Origin of the sequence: Streptomyces sp. NPDC102278, from assembly GCF_044766345.1 — a bacterium.
Classification (GTDB): Bacteria; Actinomycetota; Actinomycetes; order Streptomycetales; family Streptomycetaceae; genus Streptomyces.
In genome coordinates this window covers 881,403-907,883 of sequence record NZ_JBIWLV010000001.1, presented here as the reverse complement: position 1 = coordinate 907,883, position 26,481 = coordinate 881,403, and the positions used below count along the sequence as shown (strand labels likewise).

Here is a 26,481-nt window from a genome sequence, read left to right as displayed (position 1 = left end):
GCCGCCACCGGGCCCTGTCGTCACGGTCCCGTCCGCTCCGACGGACCCGGCGTCAGGGCCGGCTCGCCGTGCCGCAGTTGATAGGCGCGCACGATTTCCCGCGCGGCCGGCTCCATGGCCCCGCCCGCGGCCAGGGTGCGCGGAAGCAGCGCCCGTTCGGTGGTGAAGGCGCGGAACCAGAACCCCACCGACACCTCGTGGTCCGGCCGGTGCAGGATCTCGACGGCGTCGCCCGGCGACACCGACCCCTCCTCGATCACCCTCAGGTACGCGCCCGGCCGGCCCTCCCGGGTGAACCGCTTGACCCATCCGCGCTCGCCCAGGGCCCCCTGGAACGTCCGGCACGGGATGCGGGCCGAGGCCACCTCCAGGACGAGGTCCCGTCCCACCCGCCAGCGCTCGCCGAGCCGTGCGTCGTTCAGGTCGATGCCGCAGGTGGTGAAGTTCTCGCCGAACAGCCCGCCGGCCAGCGGGCGCCCCAACTCGGCCTCCCACCAGTCCAGGTCCTCGCGGGCGTAGGCGTACACGGCCTGGTGCTCGCCCCCGTGGTGGCGCAGGTCGCAGACGTCGTCCCCCTCGACGCCGCTCGCCCCGACACCCTTGGGACCCGGCGCGAAGACCCGCACCGGGCCGGGAACGGGCCGCTTGCCGATGCCGGTCAGCGCGCCCTGCGCGTCGGAGTACCCGACGGACTTCGCGCGGCCGACGTTCACGGAGATCAGATGCATGCGGACAGGCTAGTCGAGCCCTCTCAAAGGATCCGCCGGGTATGGGCGCCGCGGTCAAAGGTGCCCTTATGCTCGAAGGGTGATCGAAGCACGTCATCTCCGGGTCCTGCGCGCCGTCGCCGGGACCGGCTCCTTCTCCGCCGCCGCCCGCGAGCTGGGCTGCACCCAACCGGCCGTGTCCCAGCAGATGAAGGCGCTGGAGCAGTCGGCCGGCACCCCGCTGCTGATCCGCACCGGCCGCGAGATGCGGTTGACCCAGGCGGGTGAGGCCCTGGTCCGGCACGCCGCCGGCATCCTGGCCGGACTGACCGCCGCCGAGGAGGAGGTCGCGGCCATCGCCGGGCTGCGCGCCGGCCGGGTGCGGCTGGTCTCCTTCCCCAGCGGCAGTTCCACCCTGGTGCCGACCGCGCTGGCGGCCATGCGCGCCGAGCACCCGGGCACCCGGATCTCCCTGGTCGAGGCCGAGCCGCCGCGCTCGGTCGAGATGCTGCGCGAGGGCGACTGCGACGTCGCGCTCGCCTTCCGGTACGGGGGCTCGTCGACCTCCGCGGCCGAGTGGGAGGACCTGGTGGTGCGCCCGCTGCTCACCGACCGTCTCGTGGGACTGGTCCCCGAGGGGCACCGACTGGCCGGGGCCGAGCGGGTGGGCATGGCCGAACTGGCCGGGGAGCCCTGGATCGCGGGCTGCCCGCGCTGTCGCCGGCACCTGGTGGAGGTGTGCGAGGACGCGGGCTTCACCCCGCGCATCGACTTCGCCACCGACGACTACCCGGCCGTCGTCGGCCTGGTGGGCGCGGGGCTCGGCGTGGCCGTGCTGCCCGAGCTCGCGGTGGAGTCCGTACGGGCCAAGGGCGTCAGCACCGTGGCGGTGGAGCCCGCCGTGGAGCGGGAGGTCGTGGCGCTGACCCTGGCGGACCTGGCGCGGGTCCCCGCCGTGGCGGCGACGCTGACCCAGCTGGAGCGGGCCGCGACGCGGTGACGGGGGTCGGCGCCCGACGGACCCCGGCGCGGGCCGCGGGCCCCGCCGGGCGGTCCGTCGGGCACTTCGCCGTACGGCGGTACGGCCGGGCGGGTGACGGACCGGGCCCGGGGGGCCCGTGACGCGCACGGGCGCCACGGATTCGAGGAAACGTTCCTTCGGGCGTTTCGGGCGATCCGGCTAGTGCGGTGCGATCGGGCCGATCGTGCTCGACGCGGGGATCAGGCGGTGGCGGGCCCGACCCATCAGCTCTTCGCGTTCGTCCTCGGTGAGGCCGCCCCACACCCCGTAGGGCTCGCGGACGGCGAGGGCGTGGGCGGCGCATTCCGAGCGGACCGGGCAGCGCATGCAGACCTCTTTAGCCGAGGCCTCGCGCGCGCTCCTGGCCGCGCCCCGCTCGCCTTCCGGGTGGAAGAACAGGGAGCTGTCGACCCCGCGGCAGGCAGCCAGCAGCTGCCAGTCCCAGAGGTCGGCGTTCGGTCCGGGGAGGCGGGAGAAATCTGCCATTGGTAGTCCCTCTTGGTGCCGGTACTGAGGCGGATACGGTCCATGTCTCCACACCTACTGTCGGAGTAGATGTAAATATGACTCATTGGGAATCTAGCCTCAGACACGTGCCAAACGGAAGGAAAGCCGCCAAATAGGGCATAGCTCCAGATGGAGGACAGGCCGCCCGCGCCTCCGACGTCGTGATCGCTTCCTCACGTAGAGTGCCGAACGTGTCCGTCTGACCCGTAACTCTTTCGAGTGACCATCGTTGAGAGTGCGAAGGCGGTTGAACCAATAAGTTCTCGGACAGGTGTCCGGGGGCATCGACCGCACAGGTGACGATACGTACCAGCCTGGAGGCTCAAGGTGACGCGCATCAGCAGCTGCGGAGGGCGGTCATGACATCCGTCCTCGTCTGCGACGACTCCCCGCTTGCCCGAGAGGCGCTCCGTCGCGCGGTTGCCACCGTGCCCGGCGTCGAGCGTGTGACGACGGCAGCCAACGGCGAGGAAGTCCTCCGCCGCTGGGGTGCCGACCGTTCCGATCTGATTCTGATGGATGTACGGATGCCCGGCCTGGGTGGTGTCGAGACGGTCCGCCGGCTGCTCTCGGCCGACCCCGGTGCCCGCATCATCATGCTGACGGTCGCCGAGGACCTGGACGGCGTGGCCCTCGCGGTCGCCGCCGGCGCCCGGGGGTACCTGCACAAGGACGCCTCGCGCGCCGAACTGCGGGCCACGGTCACCCAGGCCCTCGCCGACCCGACCTGGCGACTGGCCCCGCGCCGGCTCCGCTCGGCCGAGATGGGCGCCGCGCCCACGCTCACCGCGCGCGAGATCCAGGTGCTGGAGGGCATGAGCCACGGCCGGTCCAACGCGGAGATCGGGCGAGAGCTCTTCCTCTCCGAGGACACGGTCAAGACGCACGCCCGTCGGCTGTTCAAGAAGCTGGGCGCCTCGGACCGGGCGCACGCCGTGGCGCTCGGGTTCCGTTGGGGCCTGGTCCGCTGATCGCGGACCGTTGAGAGTGTCCCGCCCGGACCCGGTGCGAAACCGGGGATTGGCGGGGCACAATCCGGGGGACGTGTCGCTTCGTGCGCGATGCCGCATCCTTGAGGGTGTGCCGCATTCTCGAAGATGCGGCCTAGGGACCATTCGGGCCGAGCGGAGGGGAGGGCGCAGGCGATGAGTTCTGGCGCACCCGCTCATAACGCTTCGATGCACAACAAGGACCACGGTGCCGCGAATGCACCCGTGCCAAGGCACCATGGATTGATGCGCGACGACGAGGCCCCGGGGTCACCTGCGGCCACAGGCTCCACCGGCACCGCCAAGGGCGGCGGGGCCGGGGCCGTCAGCGCCCTCGTCCGCCGAGCCGTGGAGGGCGACGAGCAGGCCACGCACGATCTGCTGGCCTTCGTACACCCCCTCGCGATCCGCTACTGCCGCACCCGACTGTCCCGCCTTCCGGGTGACGCTCGTCACTTCGTCGAGGACTTGGCGCAAGAGGTCTGCGTGGCCGTCCTGATGGCGCTGCCGCGCTACCGGGACACCGGGCGCCCGTTCGAGGCGTTCGTCTTCGCCATCGCCGCGCACAAGGTCGCCGACCTCCAGCGGGCCGCCATGCGGCACCCGGGGAGCACGGCCGTCCCCTCCGACGAGATGCCCGAGCGGCCCGACGACTCGCTCGGCCCGGAGGAACGCGCGCTGCTCAGCAGCGACGCCGCCTGGGCCAAGAAGCTGCTGGCCAACCTGCCCGAGAACCAGCGCGAACTGCTCGTGCTGCGGGTCGCCGTCGGACTGACCGCCGAGGAGACCGGGCAGATGCTCGGCATGTCCCCCGGGGCGGTGCGCGTGGCCCAGCACAGGGCGCTCAGCCGCCTCCGGGCGCTCGCGGAGCAGTAGACCGCCGAGATCGCGGGCCGGGGTCCAGTAGTAGGAACCGACGAAAATTCTGCTTGACCTTGGTCGTGGAATGAGACGCGTCGCGATCCCGTTAGCATGGACATCCGCGCTGAGCAAGACCATTTGGGAAGGTGTCATGACTGTGAACGCCGATGGAGTGCCCGACAAATTCGCCACACTCGGCCTCACGTATGACGACGTGCTGCTGCTCCCGGGCGTGTCGGACATGGCGCCGGACCAGATCGACACCTCCTCCCTCATCTCGCGCAACGTCCGCGTCAACGTCCCCCTGCTGTCCGCGGCCATGGACAAGGTCACCGAGGCGCGGATGGCCATCGCGATGGCCCGCCAGGGCGGCGTCGGCGTCCTGCACCGCAACCTCTCCATCGTCGACCAGGCGAACCAGGTCGATCTCGTGAAGCGCTCCGAGTCCGGCATGGTCACCGACCCGATCACCGTGCACCCCGACGCCACCCTCGGCGAGGCCGACCAGCTCTGCGCGAAGTTCCGCATCTCCGGCGTCCCGGTCACGGACGCGGCGGGCAAGCTGCTCGGCATCGTCACCAACCGCGACATGGCCTTCGAGTCGGACCGCAGCCGTCAGGTGCGCGAGGTCATGACCCCGATGCCGCTGGTCACCGGCAAGGTCGGCATCTCCGGCGTGGACGCGATGGAGCTGCTGCGCCGCCACAAGATCGAGAAGCTGCCGCTGGTCGACGAGGCGGGCACACTCAAGGGCCTCATCACGGTCAAGGACTTCGTCAAGGCGGAGAAGTACCCGAACGCCGCCAAGGACAAGGAAGGCCGGCTGCTCGTCGGCGCGGCCGTCGGTGTCGCGGGCGACGCGTACGAGCGGGCCCAGGCCCTGATCGAGGCGGGCGCCGACTTCATCGTCGTCGACACCGCCCACGGCCACTCCCGTCTCGTCGGCGACATGGTCTCCAAGATCAAGTCGAACTCCTCCGTCGACGTCATCGGTGGCAACATCGCCACCCGCGACGGCGCCCAGGCGCTCATCGACGCGGGCTGCGACGGCATCAAGGTCGGCGTCGGCCCCGGCTCCATCTGCACCACCCGCGTCGTCGCCGGCATCGGCGTCCCGCAGGTCACCGCGATCTACGAGGCCTCGCTGGCCGCGAAGGCCGCGGGCGTCCCCGTCATCGGCGACGGCGGTCTCCAGTACTCCGGCGACATCGCCAAGGCGCTGGTGGCGGGCGCCGACACGGTGATGCTCGGCTCCCTCCTCGCGGGCTGCGAGGAGTCCCCGGGCGAGCTGCTCTTCATCAACGGCAAGCAGTTCAAGTCCTACCGCGGCATGGGTTCGCTGGGCGCGATGCAGTCCCGCGGCGAGCAGAAGTCCTTCTCCAAGGACCGCTACTTCCAGGAGGGCGTGGGCGGCGACGACAAGCTCATCCCCGAGGGCATCGAGGGTCAGGTCCCCTACCGCGGTCCGCTCTCCGCGGTCGTGCACCAGCTCGTCGGCGGCCTGCGCCAGTCGATGTTCTACGTCGGCGGCCGAACGGTTCCCGAGCTGCAGGACCGCGGCCGTTTCGTCCGGATCACCTCGGCCGGCCTCAAGGAGAGCCACCCGCACGACATCCAGATGACGGTCGAGGCGCCGAACTACTCCCGCAAGGGCTGAGCGGCCCCCACCCGCGCATGAAGGGGCGGTTCCGGTTGATCCGGGGCCGCCCCCTCCTCGTTCCGGGCCGGGGAACGCGCCCGCGGCCGGGCGGACCGCGTCCGTACAGCGGTCACCGGAACGCGGGCCCCCGGGGTTCGGGGATACTGGACGGGCAGACCCACAGGAAAGGCCACCACACGTGACTGAGATCGAGATCGGGCGCGGCAAGCGCGGCCGCAGGGCGTACGCGTTCGACGACATCGCCATCGTCCCGAGCCGGCGTACGCGGGACCCGAAGGAGGTCTCGATCGCCTGGCAGATCGACGCGTACCGCTTCGAGCTCCCCTTCCTGGCCGCCCCCATGGACTCCGTGGTCTCCCCGCAGACCGCCATCCGGATCGGCGAGCTCGGCGGCCTCGGCGTGCTGAACCTCGAAGGTCTGTGGACCCGGTACGAGGACCCCCAGCCGCTGCTCGACGAAATCAACGAGCTGGACGAGGAGGCCGCCACCCGCCGCCTCCAGGAGATCTACGCCGCGCCGATCCAGGCCGACCTGATCCGGCAGCGCATCAAGGAGGTGCGCGACTCCGGTGTCGTCACCGCCGCCGCGCTCTCCCCGCAGCGCACGGCCGAGTTCTCCAAGGTCGTCGTCGACGCGGGCGTGGACATCTTCGTGATCCGCGGCACCACGGTGTCGGCCGAGCACGTCTCCGGCGCCGCGGAGCCGCTGAACCTCAAGCAGTTCATCTACGAACTGGACGTCCCGGTCATCGTCGGCGGCTGCGCCACCTACACCGCGGCCCTGCACCTGATGCGCACCGGCGCGGCCGGTGTCCTGGTGGGCTTCGGCGGCGGCGCCGCGCACACCACGCGCAACGTGCTCGGCATCCAGGTCCCGATGGCCACCGCCGTCGCGGACGTGGCCGCGGCCCGCCGCGACTACATGGACGAGTCCGGCGGCCGCTACGTGCACGTCATCGCCGACGGCGGCGTGGGCTGGTCGGGCGACATCCCGAAGGCCGTCGCCTGTGGCGCGGACGCCGTGATGATGGGCTCCCCGCTGGCCCGTGCCACGGACGCGCCCGGCAAGGGCAACCACTGGGGCATGGAGGCCGTCCACGAGGACGTGCCGCGCGGCAAGAAGGTCGACCTCGGCACGGTGGGCACCACCGAGGAGATCCTGACCGGCCCGTCGCACTCCCCGGACGGTTCGATGAACATCTTCGGCGCGCTGCGCCGCTCGATGGCCACCACCGGCTACAGCGAACTCAAGGAGTTCCAGCGGGTCGAGGTCACGGTCGCGGACTCGCAGCACCGCCGCTGACCGACCACCACGTCCGTACGCCGGAGGGCCGGCACCCCGATCGGGGTGCCGGCCCTCCGGCGTGTGCGGGACCGGTGTCAGTCGCTGGTCTTCTTGGCCGCGCCGAAGGCGACGAAGCCGCCGATGCCGAGGAAGAGGTAGTCCATGGCCTCGGCCGATTCCTTCCAGATGTCGTTCAGGCCGCCGATGCCCGGCTCGCTCAGGACGTCGGCGAGACCGATGTGGGCGTAGTCGGCGAGCGCGAGCGCGATGAAGAACAGCTGACCGAGGTAGACCGCGCCGATCGAGAGGATCGCGCTGACCACGGGCAGGGCCGGGTTCCTGCCGCCGACCTTGCCGGCGGCGAGGCCGACGAGGAGCCCGACGCCGAGCGCGGCGTAGCCGACCTGGCGGTCGATGGCGTTCATGAGGGCGCCGTACGCTCCGGCCGCGACCAGGGCGGCGACGACGGCGGCGAGGATGCCGAGACCGACGTTGCCGCCGCGGGCCGGGGCGGGGGCGGGGGCGGCGGTGTAGGAGTCGGGCGCGGGCGGCTGGAACTGCTGGCTCATGAGAAATCCCCCCAGGGATCACGGCACACGTGTGTCCACCGGGACGTATGTGCGAGATAAGGAACGCCGCAGGCTAACAGCAGCCCCTGACATTCGGCGGGGGTTTTTCGCGCACGTGTGTCCGGCGCCGGGGCGGGGCGCGGACGGTGCGGGGGCGCTGCGGGGCGGGGCGGATGGTGCGGGGCGGCCCGGCGGGGCCGCCCCGGCCGCACGCGTCCGTACCGGGCGGGGCGGCGAGGCCTCAGAGGCGGTGCGCCGCGCCGGCCGGGCTGGCGCCCCGGGTGTCCAGCAGGAGCTGTGCCTTGACCGCCAGGCCCTGGAGGTCGTAGGTGCGGTGGTGCTGGAGCAGGATCGTCAGGTCGGCGTGGGCGGCGGCCTCGTACAGCGAGTCGGCGCGCGGGACGGGCTGGTCGCGGACCCGCCAGGCCGGGATGTACGGGTCGTGGTAGCTGATCTGGGCCCCGAGGTCGATGAGCCGGCTGGCGATCTCGCGGGCCGGAGAACCCTCCTGGTCGGCGAGGTCCGGCTTGTACGTCACCCCGAGCAGCAGGACCCCGGCGCCGCGGGCGGACTTCCCGTGCTCGTTCAGCAGGGCGGCGGAACGCTGGATGACGTACTGCGGCATCCGGTTGTTGATCTCCTGGGCCAGGCCGACCATGCGCAGCGGGTGACCGGGGGTGCGGGTGGTGTGGGGGAGGTAGTTCGGGTCCAGTGGGACGCCGTGGCCGCCGACGCCGGGGCCGGGGCGGAACGCCTGGAACCCGTACGGCTTCGTCTCGGCGCACCGGATGACGTCCCACAGGTCGACCCCGAGGTCGTGGCACAGGACGGCCATCTCGTTCATCAGGGCGATGTTCACGTGCCGGTAGTTGGTCTCCAGCAGCTGCACGGTCTCCGCCTCGCGCAGGCCCCGGGCGCGCACCACCTTCTCGGTGAGGCGGGCGTAGAAGGCGTGCGCGGACTCGGTGCAGGCGGGGGTGAGGCCGCCGATCACCTTGGGGGTGTTGGAGATCCCGTGGGTCCGGTTGCCGGGGTCGTGCCGGCTGGGGGAGTAGGCCAGGTGGAAGTCCCGGCCCGCGCGCAGCCCGGATCCCTCTTCGAGGATCGGGCGCAGGTAGTCCTCGGTGACCCCCGGATGGGCGGCGGACTCCAGGATGACGGTGGTGTGCGGGCGCAGTCGGGCGGCGAGCGCGCGGCCCGCGTCGCCGACGGCGCCGAGATCGAGCGCACGATCGGCGCCGAGCTGGGTAGGGGCGCAGATGACGGCGGTACGGACCCGGCCCAGTTCGGCGGGGTTGGTGGTGACCCGGAAGCCGGCCGCCGACATGCGGCGGATCTCGGCGGCGGTGAGGGTGCTGTCCGTGGCCGGACCGCTGTCGAAGCCGACGGTCTCGATTCCGGCGGCGACGGCCGCCTGAGCGAGAGGGAGGCCTAGGTGGCCGAGTCCGATGACGGCGAGATCTGCGGGCATGGAGGTGCCGTCCCTTCCCTTCCCTTGCATGAGGGGGCTGGGCGCGCAAGTCCTGTGGAAGGCTGGAGCAGGCGCAATGTCAGACTAGGCGTATATATGACAGATATGTCGCATTGTGGGGTGGTGGCTGCCGTTGTGTTGTCCACAGGCGGTGGCCGATGTGAGGACGGACGGTCAGAATCAACAGCGGGGAATGTGAGCGGGATCACCCGCATCGAGCGGGGATTCCCCCGCACCAACGGGAGGCAGCCGTGAGGACAGCGACACTGGGACCGGTTCAGCGGGCCGAGGCACTCGCCCGGATGGCCGAACGGGAGCTGGACGTGCTGGTCGTGGGCGCGGGCGTGGTCGGCGCGGGCACCGCGCTCGACGCGGCCACCAGAGGCCTGTCCACCGGGCTGGTGGAGGCACGGGACTGGGCCTCGGGCACGTCGAGCCGCTCCAGCAAGCTGATCCACGGCGGACTGCGCTACCTGGAGATGCTCGACTTCACGCTCGTCCGCGAGGCCCTGAAGGAGCGCGGCCTGCTGCTGGAGCGGCTCGCGCCGCACCTGGTCAAGCCGGTGCCGTTCCTGTATCCGCTCCAGCACAAGGGCTGGGAGCGGCTCTACGCCGGCTCGGGCGTGGCCCTGTACGACGCGATGTCCTTCTCCAGCGGGCACGGGCGCGGGCTGCCGACCCACCGGCACCTCTCGCGCAAGCACGCGCTGCGGATCGCCCCGGCGCTGCGCAAGGACGCCCTGGTGGGCGCCCTGCAGTACTACGACGCCCAGATGGACGACGCCCGGTACGTCGCCACATTGGTCCGAACGGCCGCGGTGTACGGCGCGCAGTGCGCGAACCGGGCGAGAGTGGTCGGCTTCCTGCGCGAGGGCGAACGCGTGGTCGGCGCGCTGGTGCGCGACGTGGAGGGCGGCGGCGAGTACGAGATCCGCGCGAAGCAGGTCGTCAACGCCACCGGGGTGTGGACGGACGACACCCAGGCGCTGATCGGGGAGCGCGGGCAGTTCCACGTACGGGCCTCGAAGGGCATCCACCTGGTCGTCCCGAAGGACCGGATCCACTCCTCCACCGGCCTGATCCTGCGCACGGAGAAGTCCGTGCTGTTCGTCATCCCGTGGGGGCGGCACTGGATCGTCGGGACCACGGACACCGACTGGGACCTCGACAAGGCGCACCCGGCGGCGTCCAGCGCGGACATCGACTACCTGCTGGAGCACGTGAACTCGGTGCTGGCCGTTCCCCTCACGCGCGACGACGTCCAGGGGGTCTACGCGGGCCTGCGGCCCCTGCTGGCCGGCGAGTCCGACGCGACGAGCAAGCTCTCGCGCGAGCACACGGTGGCGCACCCGGTGCCGGGGCTCGTCGTGGTGGCGGGCGGCAAGTACACGACGTACCGGGTGATGGCCAAGGACGCGGTGGACGAGGCGGTGCACGGGCTGGACCAACGGGTCGCGGAGTGCGTGACCGAGGACGTCCCGCTGGTGGGCGCGGAGGGGTACCGGGCCCTGTGGAACGGACGCGCCCGGATCGCCGCGCGTACCGGCATCCACGTGGCGCGCGTGGAGCACCTGCTGAACCGGTACGGGTCGCTGACGGAGGAACTGCTCGATCTGATCGCGACGGATCCGGGGTTGGCCGAGCCGCTCACGGGGGCAGAGGACTACCTGCGGGCGGAAGTCGTCTACGCGGCCTCGCACGAAGGGGCCAGGCACCTGGACGACGTGTTGACGCGGCGGACGCGGATCTCGATCGAAACTTTCGACCGGGGCACGCGATCGGCGCGGGAATGTGCGGAATTGATGGCTCCGGTGCTGGGCTGGGACAAGAAGCAGATCGAGAACGAGGTCGAGCACTACGAGAAGCGGGTGCAGGCGGAACGGGAATCACAGCGCCAACCGGACGACCAGACGGCGGACGCGGCCAGGCTGGGAGCTCCCGACATCGTTCCGTTGTAACTCCGGGATGCGGAAGGGGGAACCGTCGCCCCGGGGCGCCCGTCCGTTGCGGAGTGAGCAACAATGAGGTTTCTGCCGGGGCGGGTTAGCGTGCCCCTCGGCGGCTGCCGGGGCAGCCGGGCAGGCTGCACGATCGCAGAGGGGACGCATGTCGAAGCCGGAGCACACCGAGTCGCCGGATTCCGCGGGTAAGGCGCCGAGCGCCGAACCGAGCACCGAGCCGGCGGGTGTGAAGCCGAGCCGGCGCGAGGCCGCGCCCGCGGCGGAACCCGAGGGCGCGAAGCCCGGCGCCGCCAAGTCCGGCGCCGCGAAGGCGGACCCGGCCGGGGCCGCCGCCGACAAGGCGGACACCCCGCCGGGCGACGGGCCGCGGGACGCCAAGCCCGGCGCCGCGAAGCCGGGTCCGTCCGCGACGGCCTCCGCCCCGGCGCGGCCGAATCCGGCCAAGTCGCCCGCCGCGAAGGCGGAACCCGAGGACGCCGCGCCGTCCGGCGGGTCCCCGGCGGCCGGGTCCGAGCCGGCCGGGTCCGCGGCTGCCGCCGCCGGCTCCGAGCCGACCGAGGTCGCGTCCGCCGCCCCGGCGGTCAAGCCCGACCTGAGGAAGGCCCCGGCCGTCGGCGCGACGCAGCCCGCCGCGGACGCGAAGCCGCTTCCGAAGCCGCGTACGACCAAGGCCGCGACGCCGGCCACCGCGCCCGCCGGCAAGCCCGCGTCGGGCGCCGGGACGTCCGATTCGGCCGCCGGGAAGTCCGCGCCCCCCGCCACGTCCGGCCCGAAGAAGGCCGCTCCCGCCGCGAAGGCGGAGCCCGCGTCGGCCCTCAAGGTCGCCGCCGGTGAGCCCGAGGACGCCAAGCCCGCCCCGGCGAAGCCGGATCCGGCCAAGCCCGGGGCCGGGAGGCCCGAGGTCGTGCCCGCGCAGCGGTCGCCCGAGGGCGCGAAGCCCGCCCCGGCCACGGCGGAAACCGGTCAGGACGAAGGGCGGTTGCTCGCCCGCCGCTACCGGCTCGGCTCCGTGCTCGGCAAGGGCGGCATGGGCACCGTGTGGCGCGCCGAGGACGAGATCCTCGGGCGGACGGTCGCCGTCAAGGAACTCCGCTTCAGCATGGGCGTGGACGAGGACGAGAAGCGCCGGCTCATCACCCGCACCCTCCGCGAGGCCAAGGCGATCGCACGGATCCGCAGCGGCGGCGCCGTCACCGTCTACGACGTCGTGGACGAGGACGGCCGCCCCTGGATCGTCATGGAACTCATCGAGGGCCCCTCCCTCGCCGAGTTCGTGCGCGAGCGCGGCCCGCTGACGCCCCGCCGCGCGGCCGAGGTGGGGCTCGCCGTCCTCGACGTCCTGCGCGCCGCCCACGATCAGGGCATCCTGCACCGTGACGTGAAGCCGTCCAACGTGCTCATAGCCGACAGCGGCCGAGTCGTGCTCACCGACTTCGGCATCGCGCAGGTCGAGGGCGACCCCTCCGTCACCTCCACCGGCATGCTCGTCGGCGCCCCCTCCTACATCTCTCCCGAGCGCGCCCGGGGCCAGAAGCCCGGCCCGCCCGCCGACATGTGGTCGCTCGGCGGCCTCCTGTACGCCTGCGTCGAGGGCGTGCCGCCGTACGACAAGGGCTCCGCCCTCGCCACCCTGACGGCCGTGATGACCGAACCGGTGGAACCGCCCAAGAACGCCGGCCCGTTGACCGAGGTCATCTACGGCCTGCTGGTCAAGGACCCGGCCGGGCGGCTCGACGACGACCGCGCCCGGGCGATGCTGAAGGCGGTGCTCGACGCCCCCGAGCCCGCGCCGGCGATGCCCCCGGCCGTCGAGGAGACCAAGGCCATCTCCCTCGCCGACGCCAAGGAGGCGGCGGACAAGGTCGCGGCCGACAAGGCGGAGAAGGCCGAGGCCAAGGTGGCCGCCGAGCGCGCCGCCGCCGCCAAGGCCGCCGAGAAGGCCGCGGAGAAGGCGGAGAAGAAGGAACGCGAGCGGCGCGAGCGCGAACAGCGCGAGCGGGCCCGGGCCGCGCTGAAGTCCGCCCGCAAGGCCGCGGCGGCCGAGGCCGCCACGGCGGCCGCCGCCGCTTCGACGGCGTCGGCCGCAGAGGCCCCGTCGTCCCGTCCCAAGCCGGTCCCGGCCTCGCTCACCGATGTGATGTCGCGCCGTACCATCGCGCTCGCGATCGCCGGTGTGGTGGTGGTCCTGGCGGTGATCGGCTCGCTGATCGTGTGGGCGTTCAGCGGGGACGACGACAAGGGCAAAGGCAAGGCCGGACCCCTGCCGTCGGCTTCCGGCGCGGTGACCCCGGGGGCGGCCGCCGGGGCGTCGGCGGGCTCCGCCGGCAAGGGCTCCCCGAACGGGGGGTCCGGCGGGGGCACGAAGAGCGGCGAGCCCAGCCCGGGGCAGAGTCCCGCGCAGAGCCAGGGCCAGACCCAGGGCCAGGGCCAGGGGCAAGGTCAGAGCCAGGGCCAGGGGCAGGGGCAGGGTCAGAACGCGGGCCAGACGCAGGGTCAGGGCAGCAGCCCGGGCACCGGGTTGCCGGCCGGCTACGCGAAGGTCTCGGACCTCCGGTTCCACTTCTCCATGGCGATGCCCGAGGGCTTCCGTCAGACCGACACGGCCGGCGAGAACTCCGGCGCCATATACAGCCGCGACGGCGGCTTCCCGCGCATCCAGGTCGACTTCACCGACAGCCCGACGGGCGACGCGCGCCTGGCCTGGGCCCAGTTGGCCCCGGCCGTCGCCGACAGCAGCACGGGCTACCGCCTGATCAAGTTGGACGGCGTGGGCTACCGCGACTATCCGACCGCCGCGGACTGGGAGTTCGAGCGCGAGCAGAAGGGCATCAAGGTTCACGTGCTGAACCGGGGCTTCAAGGTGGACGGGAAGCACGGCTACGCCATCATGGTCAGCTGCCCGGCCGACCAGTGGGACGGCCCCGAGTGCACCCAGATGCGCAAGACGGCGTTCGACACCTTCCAGCCCCTGGGCTGAGCCCGGTCGTCCCCCGGCGGGGGCGGGCCTTGCCAGGCCCGGGACGCGGGCGCCCCGGGCGACGTATCGTGTCCGCGGGAACCATGGGGTTGGGTACCGCACTCGGGGGAGGCGATGTGGAGGACTACGCGGGTCGGATCCTGTCCGACCGATACCGTCTGCCGCTGCCGCCGTCGGACGAGTACGAGCCCGTCGAGACCCGGGCCTTCGACACGCGCAGCGGTCAGGAAGTCCTGGTCCGGCAGGTGCCGTTGCCGGAGATCGTGGACGCGGAGCTGCTGGACGGGACGGGCGGTCCCGCGGCCGGGCGTCGATCGCCCGGTGAACTCCCGGCCGTGCGACGGGCCATCGCGGCCGCGCAGGCGGCCGCCTCGGTACCGGACCATCCGCGTCTCGACCAGGTCTTCGACGTCTTCGCGGAGGGCGGTTCGCTGTGGATCGTCAGTGAACTGGTCCCCGCACGGCCGTTGGCGGCCCTGATCGCCGAGGAGCCGCTGAGCCCCTATCGGGCGGCGGAGGTCGCCGCCGACGTGCTGACCGCGCTGCGGGTGCTGCACGCCCACGGCTGGACCCACCGCAACATCACCGTCCGGACCGTGTTGATATGCGACGACGGCCGGGTGGTCCTCACGGGGCTCGCGGCGGGCGCCGCGGAAGAGGCGCTGTGCGGCTACGACCCGGTGCCCGAGGGCGCCGGGATCGGTACGGAACTCTCCGTACCCGAGCCGATCGATCGCCTCCCCGCGCCCCAAGAGCCGCCGCCCGCCGCAGAGTCCGGCCCCCCGGCCGCGCCCCGGACGCGTCCGCCCGTACGGGAGTCCGGGGGCATCGAGTACGCGCCGCTGGTGGCCCCGGGGTACGACACCGGGCCGCGGTACTCCGACCACATCGCCGCGCAGCGACCCCCGGTCCCGGTGCTTCCGGCGCTTCAGGCGGGTCCCGCGGCCGTCCCGGCCCCCTCCGACGAACCGTCCGACCTCAAGGCCGCCGCGCGGGCCGGAACCATCGCCGCCTACCGCGCCGGCGCGCGGGCCGCCGCGGCCAAGGTCGAGGAGGAACGCCGGGCGGCCGCGGGCGCCGCGCCCGAGCCGCGCCCCGAGGGCTCGAACCTGCCGCAGGGGTACTCGTACCCGTACGGGGGCCCGGACGCCGCGCCGGCCGCGCCCTGGCACGGCGCCACCCCGCGCCGCCGGCCGGACCAGGACACGACCGCCGACGAGCGGGAACCGGCCCCCGAGCGGGACTCCGGGTACGCGTCGCCCCCCGAGCCGGATCGGGCCCCCGGCCCCGCGTCCGCCGCGCAGTCGCCGGGCGCCGCGGACCGGCCGGCGCTGCCCGCGCAGCTCGCCCTGCCCCAGGGGTACCGCCAGGCCGAACCCCCGGACCCGACCGGCCCCTTCCCGACCGTGCGGCCGGACGAGCCGCGGCCCGGGACCGGGGTCGCCGTACCCCGCCCGGCATCCGCGCGGCCGGCCCCGCCGTCGCTGCCCCGCCCGTTGCCCCGACCGTTGCCCGAGCCCGTCCCGCCGGCGCCCCCGCAGCCCGCCGGCGTCGTCGGCTGGTCCGGTACGCGCGTCGGCGGCGGTGGCCCGAGGACCGGGCTGGACGCCGAGCGCGCGCGGCAGACACGGATGGCCGTCGTGGGCGCCGTCACCGAACGCTGGGCGCCCGAGCAGGCCGGCCCCGTGCACGGACACTGGCAACTGGCCGCGCCCGTCGGGCCCGCCACCGACCTGTGGGCGCTCGGCGCGCTGCTGTACCGCGCGGTCCAGGGGCACGCCCCGTACCCCGAGGAGAGCGTCCCCGACCTCGTGGAGATGGTCTGCTCCGAGCCCCCGGCCTTCGCCGAGGAATGCGGCCCGCTGCGTCCGATCGTCGAGTCGCTGCTGCGCCAGGACCCCACCGAACGGCCCGACTTCGAGGAGCTGCGCGGCTGGCTGCGTTCGCTCGTGCGCTCCGCCCCCGAGCCCGACGGCGCCTTCGGGATGCTGCCGATGCCGGAACCGGATCCGGCGCGGCTGCCCGTCGTGCGCAGGCGCGGCGACGTGCACGGCCGCCACCGCAGCGCGGACGCCCCGCGCCGCGCCCCGCGCTCCCTCGGACGGACCCTGCTGGTCGGCGTCCTCGCGTTACTCGCGGCGGCGGTGGGGTACGCCCTGCTCTTCATGCCCCGCGCCGCGGACCAGCGGGCGGGAGGGGAACCGGACGGCTCCACCCCGAAGCCCCCCGTCTCCTCCGCGCCGCCCACGTCCGGCCAGGGGCCCGGCCGGACGCCCTCGGGCACCCCGGAGTCCAAGCCCGCCTCGCAGAGCAAGGCCCCCGTGCCCGCTCCGCCCGGGTACACCACCCAACAGGACCCCGAACACTTCGAGATGGCGGTTCCCGACGGCTGGGAGCGGCGCGGCATCAACGAGGCGGGCCAGGTCCGTTACGTGGACGGGCAATTCGTGTTGACGGTGGTGCCCGGACGGGACAAGGTCGAGGGCGGCAAGCCGGATCCGCTCACGTACCAGAAGGACAAGGAGCCGGAGCTGTCCCCGTACCGCAACTCCAGTTGGGCGAGCGGTGGGGACGTCAAGTCGACCACGGTCGGCCAACAGGTCCGGGTGACCGGGCGGTACACGTGGATCGACTCGGCGGGACGGAGCGTCGTGGCACGGAACTTCGTCGTCGCGTTGGGCGGGGTCTACCACGTGGTCCTGGTGACCGGGCCGCAGGACGAGGAAGGAAGGGTCACCGAGGTCTTCGAGAAGGCCACGGGGAGTTACACATCAGGGGGTTGACAGAGCGCTGACGGCGTGTCAATGCGGCGATTGCGTCACAGTGCTGTCTCACGGCGCCCGCGCGGTGTCGGCATCGCGCGCAAGCTCCGTAATCTGGCCCGAAGTGCACAGAGCGGCGAGGTTTCGTGGAACAGCAGACAGGTGCGGGTGCGGTGCTCGCGAGCCGGTACAGGCTCGTCGAGCCCATCGGCCGCGGCGGCATGGGCAAGGTGTGGCGCGCGCATGATGAGTTGCTGCACAGGACCGTGGCGGTCAAGGAGCTGACGGCAGGTCTGTACGTCGCCCAGGCCGACCGGGAGGTCATGCACGCCCGGACGCAGAAGGAGGCCCGGGCCGCGGCCCGGATCCAGCACCCGGCGGTCGTGACCGTCCACGACGTGTTGGAGCACGACGACCGCCCGTGGATCGTCATGGAGTACATCGACGGCCCCTCCCTCGCCGAGGCGGCGAAGGCGGCGGGCCGGATCGAGCCCCGCGAGGCCGCCCGGATCGGGTTGCACGTACTGGGCGCCCTGCGGGCCGCGCACGCCGTGGGGGTGCTGCACCGGGACGTGAAGCCGGGCAACGTCCTGCTCGCCAAGGACGGGCGGGTCCTGCTCACCGACTTCGGCATCGCCGCGATCGAAGGCGACTCGTCCATCACGCGCACGGGTGAACTCGTCGGCTCCATCGACTACCTGGCCCCCGAGCGGGTCACCGGCGGCGCCCCCGACCCGTCCTCCGACCTGTGGTCGCTCGGTGCCACCCTCTACACCGCGGTCGAGGCCCGCTCGCCGTTCCGGCGCACCTCGCCCATCTCCAGCCTCCAGGCCGTCGTCAACGACGAGCCGCCCGCCCTGCGCCAGGCCGGTGCGCTGGGGCCCGTCATCACGGCGCTGCTGCGCAAGGACCCGGCGGAGCGGCCCTCGGCGGCGGAGGCCGAGCGGATGCTGATCGAGGCGATGGAGGGACGGGAACCCAGGGCGGCGCAGGCGTACGTCCCGACGCGCGCGATGAGCGCCGAGGAGCGGGCCCCCGCCCGGGAGGACGACCCGTCCCGCGAGTCCGGGCGGGAGCCCCGGACGCGCCCCGCGGCGGGCGCCGTGGGCGGTGGAACGGGTGGTACGACCGTCCTTCGCGAGCAGCCGTCCCCCGCCGCCGTCCCGTTCCCGGGCCGCCTCAAGCGGGCGGCGGCGGTGGCGCTGGTGGCGGCGCTGCTCGGCGGCGGCGGGGTCTTCGGGGTCCTCAAGTACACCGAGGGCAGGGCCGAGGGCGAGGACAAGAACGTCAGCGCCCCCGACCAGGGGCAGTCCGGCGGCGACGACGAGCCGCAGGCGGCCGCCCCGCCCGCGGGCTGGAAGAAGGTCGTCGACCCGGCGGGCTTCACGCTCTTCGTGCCGCAGGGCTGGGAGCGCCAGATGAACGGCACCCAGATCGACTACACCCCCGACAACGGCAACCACTTCCTGCGGATCGCCTTCGACCCGACCCCGGACTACGACAACCCGTACGTGCACCTGCTGGACCTGGAGAAGCAGCTCAAGCAGCGGTCGGACTACAAGCGGCTGAAGCTGGAGCAGAACGGCTACCGGGACACGGTCCGCGCCGCGATCTGGGAGTTCACCCTGACCGAGAAGGGCACGCACGCCGGTCCGCGCCGGGCCATCGAGCAGATGTACGTGGCCCCGGACGACACCGAGTACGCGGTCTACATGTCGAGCCCGGCCGCCGACTGGGCCAAGACCCGGCAGCAGTTCGACACGGTGCTCAGCGGCTGGCAGCCACCGCCCAAGGCGGGCTGACGGGGGCCGGGGGCACCTCGGTCGGCCATCCTGCCAGCGATCACTGGCGGAAATGGCAAAATCCGGTTACCCACGGGTACCCAAAGGACCGCAGGCGGAATACGCTCACCGCCATGACGGACTCGCAGGCCCCCACCACCCCCCTCCGCGCCGCACCGCGGCCCACCAACCCGGTGGCCGCCGCCCCGGCCGGCGCCCGTACCGCCGCCGACGTGGTGACCCCCGACCTGGTCGCCCGGCTGACCCGCGGAGTGATCGGCTCCGGCCGCACCGCCAACCACACCCCCTTCACCGGGGACAAACTGGCGGACCTGCCCGAGGCCGGACCCGAGGACGTGGCCGAGGCCTTCGCCCGGGCCCGCGCCGCCCAGCCCGCCTGGGCCGCCGTCTCCGCCCGGGGCCGGGCCGCCGTCCTGCTGCGCTTCCACGACCTGGTGCTGGACCGGCAGGCCGAGGTCCTCGACCTGATCCAGCTGGAGACCGGCAAGGCCCGACTGCACGCCCACGAGGAGGTGCAGGCCGTCGCGGTCGCCGCCCGCCACTACGGCCGCAAGGCACCCTCGTACCTGCGCCCCAAGGGCCACACCGGCGCCATCCCCACCCTCACCAAGGTCACCGAGCTGCGCCAGCCGCGCGGGGTCGTCGGCCAGATCGCCCCCTGGAACTACCCCCTCGAACTGTCCGTCGGCGACGCGCTGCCCGCCTTCGTCGCGGGCAACGCCGTGGTCATGAAGCCCGACACGGAGACCGCGCTCACCGCCCTGTGGGCCCGCGACCTGCTGATCGAGGCCGGACTGCCCGCCGAGGTCTTCCAGATCGTCCTGGGCGAGGGGCCCGTCGTCGGCCCCGAGGTGGTCCGGCACGCCGACTACGTCTCCTTCACCGGTTCCACCCGCACCGGCCGCGAGGTCGCCCGGGGCGCGGCCGACCGCCTCGTCGGCGTCACCCTCGAACTCGGCGGCAAGAACGCCATGCTCGTGCTGCGCGACGCCGACGTGGAGAAGGCCGCCGCGGGCGCCGTCCGCGCCTGCTTCTCCTCCGCGGGCCAGCTGTGCATCTCCATCGAGCGGCTCTACGTCCACGAGTCGATAGCGGACGCGTTCGTCGAGCGGTTCGCCGCCCGCACGAAGGCCATGCGGCTCGGCAACTCCCTCGCGTACGGCGCCGACATGGGCTCGCTCGTCGGCGAACGCCAACTGGAGACCGTACAACGGCACGTGGACGAGGCCGTCGCCAAGGGCGCCACCCTGGTCGCGGGCGGCGTCGCCCGACCCGACATCGGCCCGCTGTTCTACGAACCCACCATCCTCGACGGCGTCGAGACCCCCATGGCGGTCTGCGGCGAGGAGACCTTCGGCCCGGTCGTCTCGATCTACCGGTTCACCGACGAGGACGAGGCCGTCGCACAGGCCAACGCCACCGCGTACGGGCTCAACTCCAGCGTCTGGACCAAGGACGCGCGGCGCGGTCACGCCGTCGCGGCCCGCCTGCGCACCGGCACCGTCAACATCAACGAGGGCTACGCCCCCGCCTACGGCAGCGCCCAGGCGCCCATGGGCGGCATGAAGGACTCCGGCCTCGGCCGCCGGCACGGCTCCGAGGGCATCCTCAAGTACACCGAGGCGCAGACCGTCGCACACCAGCGGCTGCTCCCGATGGCTCCCTCGCTGGGCATGGACGACGAGAAGTACGCGGCGTTCATGACCCGCAGCCTCAAGGTCATGAAGGCGCTCCGATTCCGTTAGGCACCACCGCCCGGGAGGCAACGCAGTGTCGTACGACTACGACTACGACGTGATCGTCATCGGATCGGGCTTCGGAGGGTCGGTCTCGGCACTGCGGCTCACCGAGAAGGGCTACCGGGTCGGCGTCCTGGAGGCAGGACGCCGCTTCACCCGCCAGAGCCTGCCGAAGAACAGCTGGGACCTGCGGAACTACCTGTGGGCCCCGGCGCTCGGCCTGTACGGCATCCAGCGGATCCACCTGCTCGGCAATGTGATGGTGCTCGCCGGCGCCGGTGTGGGCGGCGGCTCGCTGAACTACGCCAACACCCTCTACGTGCCGCCCGCCGCCTTCTTCGAGGACCGTCAGTGGGCCTCCATCACCGACTGGCGCGAGGAACTCGCCCCGTACTACGACCAGGCCAAGCGGATGCTCGGGGTCCGGCTCAACCCGACGACGACCCCCTCCGACGTCCACCTGAAGGCGGTCGCGGAACGGATGGGCGTCGCCGACTCCTTCCACATGGCCCCGGTCGGCGTCTTCTTCGGGGACGGCGAGGACGCCGAGGGCGGACGCCGGGCCAGGGCCGGCGAGGAGGTCGCCGACCCGTACTTCGGCGGCAAGGGCCCCGCCCGCAAGGCGTGCACCGAGTGCGGCGAGTGCATGACCGGCTGCCGGCACGGCGCGAAGAACACCCTGAACGAGAACTACCTGCACCTCGCCGAGCGCGCCGGCGCGGTCATCCACCCCATGACCACCGTCACCGCGATCTCCGAACACCCCGACGGCGGCCACCGGGTCCGCACCGTCCCCACCGACCACCGCCGCCGCGGCAAGGCCAAGGTGTTGCGCGCCCGGTACGTGGTCGTCGCGGCGGGCACGTACGGCACCCAGACCCTGCTGCACACCATGAAGGACCGGGGTGAGCTGCCCCGGCTCTCGGACCGGCTCGGGGAGCTGACCCGCACCAACTCCGAGGGCCTGGTCGGCGCCCAGACCGACGACCGGCGCTACCGCAGGCGGCACGGTGAGGACCGCCGGGCCGACTTCACCCACGGGGTGGCCATCACCTCGTCCGTGCACCCCGACGCGAACACCCACATCGAGCCCGTCCGCTACGGCAAGGGCTCCAACGCCATGGGGTTCATGACCATCCTCCAGGTGCCGTACTCCCGGCACCGGGTCCGGGCCTGGTTCGCCCGGACCGCCAAGCACCCCGTGCAGTTGGCGCGCTCGCTCTCCAACCGGCGCTGGTCCGAGCGGACGATCATCGGCCTGGTCATGCAGTCGCTGGACAACTCCCTCACCACCTACCGCAAGCCCGGCGGGATCGGGAAGGGCCTGCTGACCGCCCGCCAAGGCCACGGCGCCCCCAACCCGGTACAGATCGCGGAGGCCACCGAGGCCGCGACCCTGCTCGCCGAGGAGATCAACGGGTTCGCGGGCAGCAACGTCGGCGAGCTGATGGGCACCCCGCTGACCGCGCACTTCCTCGGCGGCTGCCCGATCGGCGAGAGCCCGCGGGAGGGCGTCGTCGACCCGTACCACCGGCTGTACGGGCACCCCGGCATCTCGGTGGTCGACGGCTCGGCGGTCTCCGCCAACCTCGGGGTCAACCCGTCGCTGACGATCACGGCGCAGGCCGAGCGGGCCATGTCGTACTGGCCGAACAACGGCGAGCAGGACCCGCGCCCCGCCCAGGGCGCCGGCTACGTCCGCCTCTCGGCCGTGGAACCGGTCCGACCGGCCGTCCCGAAGGACGCCTTCGGCGCGCTGCGACTGCCGTTCCTCGCCATCCCGGAAATGCCTCCGAGGCAACCGGAACCGGAGCACTGAGGTCGGATCCGAGCCCGAACGACAGCGGCGGACACCGCGCTCCCCCTCCGAGCGCGGTGTCCGCCGATGTACATGAGTGACCGGTGGTCGACACAGAAGGTTGTAGCGGAATCGCTTCGACGGGGCTGTGGTGTCCATCACACGGTCAACGAGGCAACCGCTCCGCACCCCGGACGGTCAACGGGGGCATGAGAAAGCGCATCTCCCTCCTGGCCGCCTGCGGCCTGGTGGCCGTGGGACTGGCCACCACCCCCGCGCACGCCGCGGACCCCGCCTTCCCGCTGGTCGGCCCCACCGCTCTCGCGCTCCCGCTGCCCCCGGCGACCGGGAGCCCGAGGGAAGAGGCGCTCGTCTTCTCCCTGGACGTCCCCCGGGCCGGCGCCGGCTTCGGCGGGGAGGCCGTCCTCACCGTCGACCTGAGCAGGATCGCCGGCGTCGCGACCGTCCGGGAGAACGCCGGCGGAGCCAAGGAGAAGTGCGCGGCGAGCGCCACCGCGCTCGTCTGCACCGTCCGCGGCACCCTGCCGCGCGTCGAGCTCTCCGTCGCCGCCGCCGAGAACGCCAAGAACGGCGACACCGCCGAGATCACGGTCACCGGGACGACGGCCGGGGCCACCATCACCCCGACCACCACCAAACTGACCGTCGGCGGCCCGGACCTCGTCATGCGGGAGATGGCGCTCAAGCGCGACCCGCTGCCCGGCGAGAGCCAACCCCTGCCGCTCGCGTTCACCAACGCAGGCACCCACCCGGCCAAGGGCGTGGTGCTGGAACTGGAGACCACGCGCGGCGCGAGCCTCGTGGAGACGTACGACAACTGCCGCACCCGCACCGTCGCGGACGTCACCACGGCCCTGTGCGCGGTCGACGGGGACTTCCTGCCGGGCGAGACCTACGAACTCGCCGGCGAGAGCCCGCTGCACGTCAAGGCCAACCGGAACGCCTACAGCGACCGGCTCGGCTACGGCATCCACCCGGCCGGCGACGAGCCGAAGGCCGCGCAGTGGGACGGCAAGACCGCCACGGGCAAGCGCCTGACCGTCGCCAAGCGGGCCGCGAAGGCCGCCGCGAACGCGCGCGGCGTCGACCTGAACCCGGGCGACAACCGGCGCACCTTCGACTTCCAGACCCGCAACACGGCCGACTTCACGACGGCGGCCGTGTCCCTGGAAGGCGACCTCGGCGACACCCTCACGACCGCGTTCGCCTTCGAGAACAAGGGCCCGGCCTGGATCCGCGCGCAGCGCGCCGGCGACTCGGCGGCCCGCACCGTCATCGTCGTGCCCGAGGGCGTACGGGTCCTGCGCAAGCCCGCCGGCTGCACCGCCACCAACGCCGACGGCCGCGAGCGCGCCGAGCAGCTCGGCGCGCCCCGCTACGTGTGCGCGCTCGGCGACGCCGTGCGCGAGAACGAGCGGGTCGTCTACCCGTTCGACCTCAAGGTGGAGAAGACCCTGGTCAACGCCAAGGGTTCCGTCACCGTCGGGGACTGGGGCGCGAACGCGCCGCGGCCGCACGCCTTCGACCCGAACCCCGCCAACAACACGGCCGTCCTCGTGGTGAACGCCGACGACGCGGGCACCGGCCCGCGCCCGACCCCGCGTCCCTCCACGAGCGCGGGCACCCCCTCGCCGAGCGCCTCCGCGACCCCGTCGGCCACCGCGTCGGCGACGGCCGCCGGACTCAAGGGCACGGGTACCGGCTCGGGCACGGGCACCACCGCGCAGGGCGGCGGCAACCTCGCCTCCACCGGCGTCACCGCGGGCCCGATCGCGCTCGGCGCCGCCGCGCTGATCGCCGCCGGCGGCGCGCTGTACGTGGCGGTCCGCCGTCGGGGTCCCGTGCGCACGTAGTCCCGCGCGCGGCCTTCCCGCGCGGCTTTCCCCCGCGCGCGGCCTTCCCGCGCGCACAGCACAACGGCCGGCCCGGGGCGTCCCCCGGGCCGGCCGTCTTCTCGTGTGGTGGCCGGGCCGCTGTCCCCTGCGGTCCGGTCACGTGATGGAGCGAGGTCCCACGACGCACGACCGTCGGGCCGTACGTCTCATCGCTCCGGCAGAGCCACGCGTGGTGGTGCGGGCCCGCGCCTGGCGGACGCGGACACCCCCTCAACGAAGGGCGCCGGGGCCGGTCACGGTCCGGACGAGTGACGAACACCCGCCCGCGACCGGACCACCCGGGCCCCCGCCTCAGACACGGCCCCGGCACAGCTCCAGCAGGGTCATCGCGAGCTGGGTGCCGGGCTTGCCGAGGGCGTCGCTCCAGTGCGAGAGGACCTCCATCTCGCGTGAGAGGTGCACCCGGCGGCCGCCCGAGCCGATCCGGGCCTCCTGGATCACCGTCGAGACGGCCATCCGCTCCTGGATCAGGCCGATGATCCGGTCGTCGATGGCGTCGATCCGCTCGCGGGAGTCGGTGATGAGCTGCTCGGGGGTGGTGACGGACATGAGGTTCTCCTGTGGGTGGTGGATCCGACAGGAGCGGGAACGCAGGAGCGCCCCGGTCCTGTCGGACCGGGGCGCTCTGGGAAGTCAGCGGCTCAAGCGAGCATCACGATGACCCATGGCGACCGGACCGACCGGTGCCATAGGTAAAGAGGAAGCTCAGCTGCTCGCGCATGGAACGGATTATGACCTTCCACCCCGCTCCCGGCCAAACGGGTTCGGATGGTGAGACGAAGCGCCCCACCCGTCCCCCGTTAGAATCGACAAAACAAACCCTCTTCCGCCGGAAGGCCTGCCCGTGCCTGAAGCACACACCGCCGCCCACGACAGCGCCCCGGACACGGTTCTCGTCGTCGACTTCGGTGCCCAGTACGCCCAGCTCATCGCCCGTCGCGTCCGCGAGGCCCGGGTCTACAGCGAGATCGTGCCCGGCACGATGCCCGTGGCCGAGATGCTCGCCAAGAACCCCAAGGCGATCATCCTCTCCGGAGGCCCGTCCTCCGTGTACGAGGAGGGTGCGCCCACCATCGACCGCGCCCTGTTCGAGGCCGGCGTCCCCGTCTTCGGCATGTGCTACGGCTTCCAGCTGATGGCGGTCACCCTCGGCGGTCAGGTCGACAACACCGGCGCCCGCGAGTACGGCCGCACCCCGCTGGCCGTCTCCAAGTCGGGCTCCACCCTCTTCGAGGGCACCCCCGACAACCAGTCGGTGTGGATGTCCCACGGCGACGCGTGCTCCGCCGCCCCCGAGGGCTTCACCGTCACCGCCTCGACGAACGTCGTCCCGGTCGCGGCCTTCGAGAACGACGAGAAGAAGCTGTACGGGGTCCAGTACCACCCCGAGGTCATGCACTCCACGCACGGTCAGCAGATCCTGGAGCACTTCCTCTACCGCGGCGCCGGCCTGGCCCCCAGCTGGACCACCGGCAACATCGTCGAGGAGCAGATCGCGGCCATCCGCGAGCAGGTCGGTGACAAGCGCGCCATCTGCGGCCTCTCCGGCGGCGTGGACTCCGCCGTGGCGGCGGCGCTCGTACAGAAGGCCATCGGCTCGCAGCTCACCTGCGTCTACGTCGACCACGGCCTGATGCGCAAGGGCGAGACCGAGCAGGTCGAGAAGGACTTCGTCGCGGCCACCGGCGTCCAGCTGAAGGTCGTCGACGCCCAGGAGCGCTTCCTGAACGCGCTGGCCGGCGTCTCCGACCCGGAGACCAAGCGGAAGATCATCGGCCGCGAGTTCATCCGCGTCTTCGAGCAGGCCCAGCTGGAGATCCTCCAGGAGGACGGCCCGGCGGTGGCCTTCCTGGTCCAGGGCACCCTGTACCCGGACGTCGTCGAGTCCGGTGGCGGCAGCGGCACCGCGAACATCAAGTCCCACCACAACGTGGGCGGCCTCCCCGACGACATCGAGTTCGAACTCGTCGAGCCGCTGCGCCAGCTGTTCAAGGACGAGGTCCGCATGGTCGGCCAGGAGCTCGGCCTGCCGGACGAGATCGTCCAGCGCCAGCCCTTCCCCGGCCCCGGCCTCGGCATCCGCATCGTCGGCGAGGTCACCAAGGAGCGCCTCGACCTGCTCCGCGAGGCCGACGCCATCGCCCGCCACGAGCTGTCCGCCGCCGGCCTCGACCGGGAGATCTGGCAGTGCCCGGTCGTCCTGCTCGCGGACGTCCGCAGCGTCGGCGTCCAGGGCGACGGCCGCACCTACGGCCACCCGATCGTGCTGCGCCCCGTCTCCTCCGAGGACGCGATGACCGCCGACTGGACGCGCATGCCGTACGAGGTCCTCGCCCGGATCTCCACCCGCATCACCAACGAGGTGCCGGACGTGAACCGCGTGGTCCTGGACTGCACGAGCAAGCCCCCGGGCACCATCGAGTGGGAGTAGTCCCCACCCGACCCCGCCGTACCCG

18 protein-coding genes are annotated in these 26,481 nt (G+C 72.8%); 13 read left to right on the top strand and 5 right to left on the bottom strand.

The window, feature by feature from the left end; all coding sequences use genetic code 11:
- Nucleotides 1-20: 20 nt before the first annotated feature.
- On the bottom strand, nucleotides 21-728 hold the full coding sequence (locus ACIRO3_RS04135) for an MOSC domain-containing protein (protein WP_404132131.1): 708 nt from the start codon (nucleotides 726-728) through the stop codon (nucleotides 21-23).
- 79 nt (nucleotides 729-807) lie between these two features.
- On the opposite strand from ACIRO3_RS04135, the gene ACIRO3_RS04130 reads away from it, so the two are divergent.
- On the top strand, nucleotides 808-1,707 hold the full coding sequence (locus ACIRO3_RS04130; protein WP_404132128.1) for a LysR family transcriptional regulator: 900 nt from the start codon (nucleotides 808-810) through the stop codon (nucleotides 1,705-1,707).
- Nucleotides 1,708-1,887: 180 nt separating this feature from the next.
- Here the strand turns inward: ACIRO3_RS04130 and ACIRO3_RS04125 are convergent, their stop codons facing one another.
- On the bottom strand, nucleotides 1,888-2,214 hold the full coding sequence (locus ACIRO3_RS04125) for a WhiB family transcriptional regulator (protein ID WP_030230767.1): 327 nt from the start codon (nucleotides 2,212-2,214) through the stop codon (nucleotides 1,888-1,890).
- Between the two features lie 380 nt (nucleotides 2,215-2,594).
- On the opposite strand from ACIRO3_RS04125, the gene ACIRO3_RS04120 reads away from it, so the two are divergent.
- The 4 genes from ACIRO3_RS04120 (at nucleotide 2,595) to ACIRO3_RS04105 (ending at nucleotide 7,048) form a co-directional block, all read left to right on the top strand.
- Nucleotides 2,595-3,206 (top strand): response regulator transcription factor, encoded by a 612-nt coding sequence (locus ACIRO3_RS04120; protein WP_003948568.1) that lies wholly within the window; start codon nucleotides 2,595-2,597, stop codon nucleotides 3,204-3,206.
- A 264-nt stretch (nucleotides 3,207-3,470) separates the two neighbouring features.
- Entirely contained in the window at nucleotides 3,471-4,100 is a 630-nt protein-coding gene (locus ACIRO3_RS04115; RefSeq protein ID WP_361779596.1) for a sigma-70 family RNA polymerase sigma factor, read from the top strand.
- A gap of 136 nt (nucleotides 4,101-4,236) precedes the next feature.
- Complete coding sequence (guaB, locus tag ACIRO3_RS04110) at nucleotides 4,237-5,742, top strand: IMP dehydrogenase (protein ID WP_361779593.1); 1,506 nt, start codon at nucleotides 4,237-4,239, stop codon at nucleotides 5,740-5,742.
- 181 nt (nucleotides 5,743-5,923) lie between these two features.
- Entirely contained in the window at nucleotides 5,924-7,048 is a 1,125-nt protein-coding gene (locus tag ACIRO3_RS04105) for a GuaB3 family IMP dehydrogenase-related protein (RefSeq protein WP_053682580.1), read from the top strand.
- 77 nt (nucleotides 7,049-7,125) lie between these two features.
- Here the strand turns inward: ACIRO3_RS04105 and ACIRO3_RS04100 are convergent, their stop codons facing one another.
- Together ACIRO3_RS04100 and ACIRO3_RS04095 are read right to left on the bottom strand one after the other, a co-directional pair.
- Entirely contained in the window at nucleotides 7,126-7,599 is a 474-nt protein-coding gene (locus tag ACIRO3_RS04100) for a hypothetical protein (protein WP_361778121.1), read from the bottom strand.
- A 241-nt stretch (nucleotides 7,600-7,840) separates the two neighbouring features.
- Entirely contained in the window at nucleotides 7,841-9,070 is a 1,230-nt protein-coding gene (locus ACIRO3_RS04095) for a nucleotide sugar dehydrogenase (protein WP_404132120.1), read from the bottom strand.
- Nucleotides 9,071-9,321: 251 nt separating this feature from the next.
- On the opposite strand from ACIRO3_RS04095, the gene ACIRO3_RS04090 reads away from it, so the two are divergent.
- The 7 genes from ACIRO3_RS04090 (at nucleotide 9,322) to ACIRO3_RS04060 (ending at nucleotide 23,983) form a co-directional block, all read left to right on the top strand.
- Nucleotides 9,322-11,028 carry a glycerol-3-phosphate dehydrogenase/oxidase gene (locus ACIRO3_RS04090; RefSeq protein WP_365998825.1) on the top strand — a complete coding sequence of 569 codons (1,707 nt, stop codon included), beginning with the start codon at nucleotides 9,322-9,324 and terminating at the stop codon, nucleotides 11,026-11,028.
- Nucleotides 11,029-11,176: 148 nt separating this feature from the next.
- Complete coding sequence (locus ACIRO3_RS04085) at nucleotides 11,177-14,008, top strand: protein kinase (RefSeq protein ID WP_404132116.1); 2,832 nt, start codon at nucleotides 11,177-11,179, stop codon at nucleotides 14,006-14,008.
- Between the two features lie 116 nt (nucleotides 14,009-14,124).
- On the top strand, nucleotides 14,125-16,791 hold the full coding sequence (locus ACIRO3_RS04080) for a serine/threonine protein kinase (RefSeq protein WP_404132113.1): 2,667 nt from the start codon (nucleotides 14,125-14,127) through the stop codon (nucleotides 16,789-16,791).
- Nucleotides 16,792-16,916: 125 nt separating this feature from the next.
- A complete protein-coding gene (locus ACIRO3_RS04075; protein ID WP_404132110.1) occupies nucleotides 16,917-18,572 on the top strand; it encodes a serine/threonine-protein kinase in 1,656 nt (551 codons plus the stop codon).
- Nucleotides 18,573-18,685: 113 nt separating this feature from the next.
- Entirely contained in the window at nucleotides 18,686-20,317 is a 1,632-nt protein-coding gene (locus ACIRO3_RS04070) for a succinic semialdehyde dehydrogenase (protein ID WP_404132107.1), read from the top strand.
- A 25-nt stretch (nucleotides 20,318-20,342) separates the two neighbouring features.
- Nucleotides 20,343-22,130: a GMC family oxidoreductase gene (locus ACIRO3_RS04065; protein ID WP_366148859.1), complete on the top strand. Its 1,788-nt coding sequence runs from the start codon at nucleotides 20,343-20,345 to the stop codon at nucleotides 22,128-22,130.
- Between the two features lie 188 nt (nucleotides 22,131-22,318).
- Nucleotides 22,319-23,983: a peptidase gene (locus ACIRO3_RS04060; RefSeq protein ID WP_404132104.1), complete on the top strand. Its 1,665-nt coding sequence runs from the start codon at nucleotides 22,319-22,321 to the stop codon at nucleotides 23,981-23,983.
- A 333-nt stretch (nucleotides 23,984-24,316) separates the two neighbouring features.
- Here the strand turns inward: ACIRO3_RS04060 and ACIRO3_RS04055 are convergent, their stop codons facing one another.
- Complete coding sequence (locus tag ACIRO3_RS04055) at nucleotides 24,317-24,574, bottom strand: chorismate mutase (protein ID WP_267796277.1); 258 nt, start codon at nucleotides 24,572-24,574, stop codon at nucleotides 24,317-24,319.
- Between the two features lie 295 nt (nucleotides 24,575-24,869).
- Between ACIRO3_RS04055 and guaA the strand changes: the two genes are divergently transcribed.
- Nucleotides 24,870-26,456, top strand: a complete 1,587-nt coding sequence (guaA, locus tag ACIRO3_RS04050; RefSeq protein WP_361778149.1) for a glutamine-hydrolyzing GMP synthase — start codon at nucleotides 24,870-24,872, stop codon at nucleotides 26,454-26,456.
- The last annotated feature ends 25 nt before the right edge of the window (nucleotides 26,457-26,481 follow it).

Coding starts and splice junctions, on each gene's coding strand:
- ACIRO3_RS04115 (WP_361779596.1), top strand. CDS start 3,471: ATGCGCGACGACGAGGCCCCGGGGTCACCTGCGGCCACAGGCTCCACC.
- ACIRO3_RS04125 (WP_030230767.1), bottom strand. CDS start 2,214: ATGGCAGATTTCTCCCGCCTCCCCGGACCGAACGCCGACCTCTGGGAC.
- ACIRO3_RS04060 (WP_404132104.1), top strand. CDS start 22,319: ATGAGAAAGCGCATCTCCCTCCTGGCCGCCTGCGGCCTGGTGGCCGTG.
- ACIRO3_RS04055 (WP_267796277.1), bottom strand. CDS start 24,574: ATGTCCGTCACCACCCCCGAGCAGCTCATCACCGACTCCCGCGAGCGG.
- ACIRO3_RS04120 (WP_003948568.1), top strand. CDS start 2,595: ATGACATCCGTCCTCGTCTGCGACGACTCCCCGCTTGCCCGAGAGGCG.
- ACIRO3_RS04085 (WP_404132116.1), top strand. CDS start 11,177: ATGTCGAAGCCGGAGCACACCGAGTCGCCGGATTCCGCGGGTAAGGCG.
- ACIRO3_RS04095 (WP_404132120.1), bottom strand. CDS start 9,070: ATGCCCGCAGATCTCGCCGTCATCGGACTCGGCCACCTAGGCCTCCCT.
- guaB (WP_361779593.1), top strand. CDS start 4,237: ATGACTGTGAACGCCGATGGAGTGCCCGACAAATTCGCCACACTCGGC.
- ACIRO3_RS04070 (WP_404132107.1), top strand. CDS start 18,686: ATGACGGACTCGCAGGCCCCCACCACCCCCCTCCGCGCCGCACCGCGG.
- ACIRO3_RS04100 (WP_361778121.1), bottom strand. CDS start 7,599: ATGAGCCAGCAGTTCCAGCCGCCCGCGCCCGACTCCTACACCGCCGCC.
- ACIRO3_RS04135 (WP_404132131.1), bottom strand. CDS start 728: ATGCATCTGATCTCCGTGAACGTCGGCCGCGCGAAGTCCGTCGGGTAC.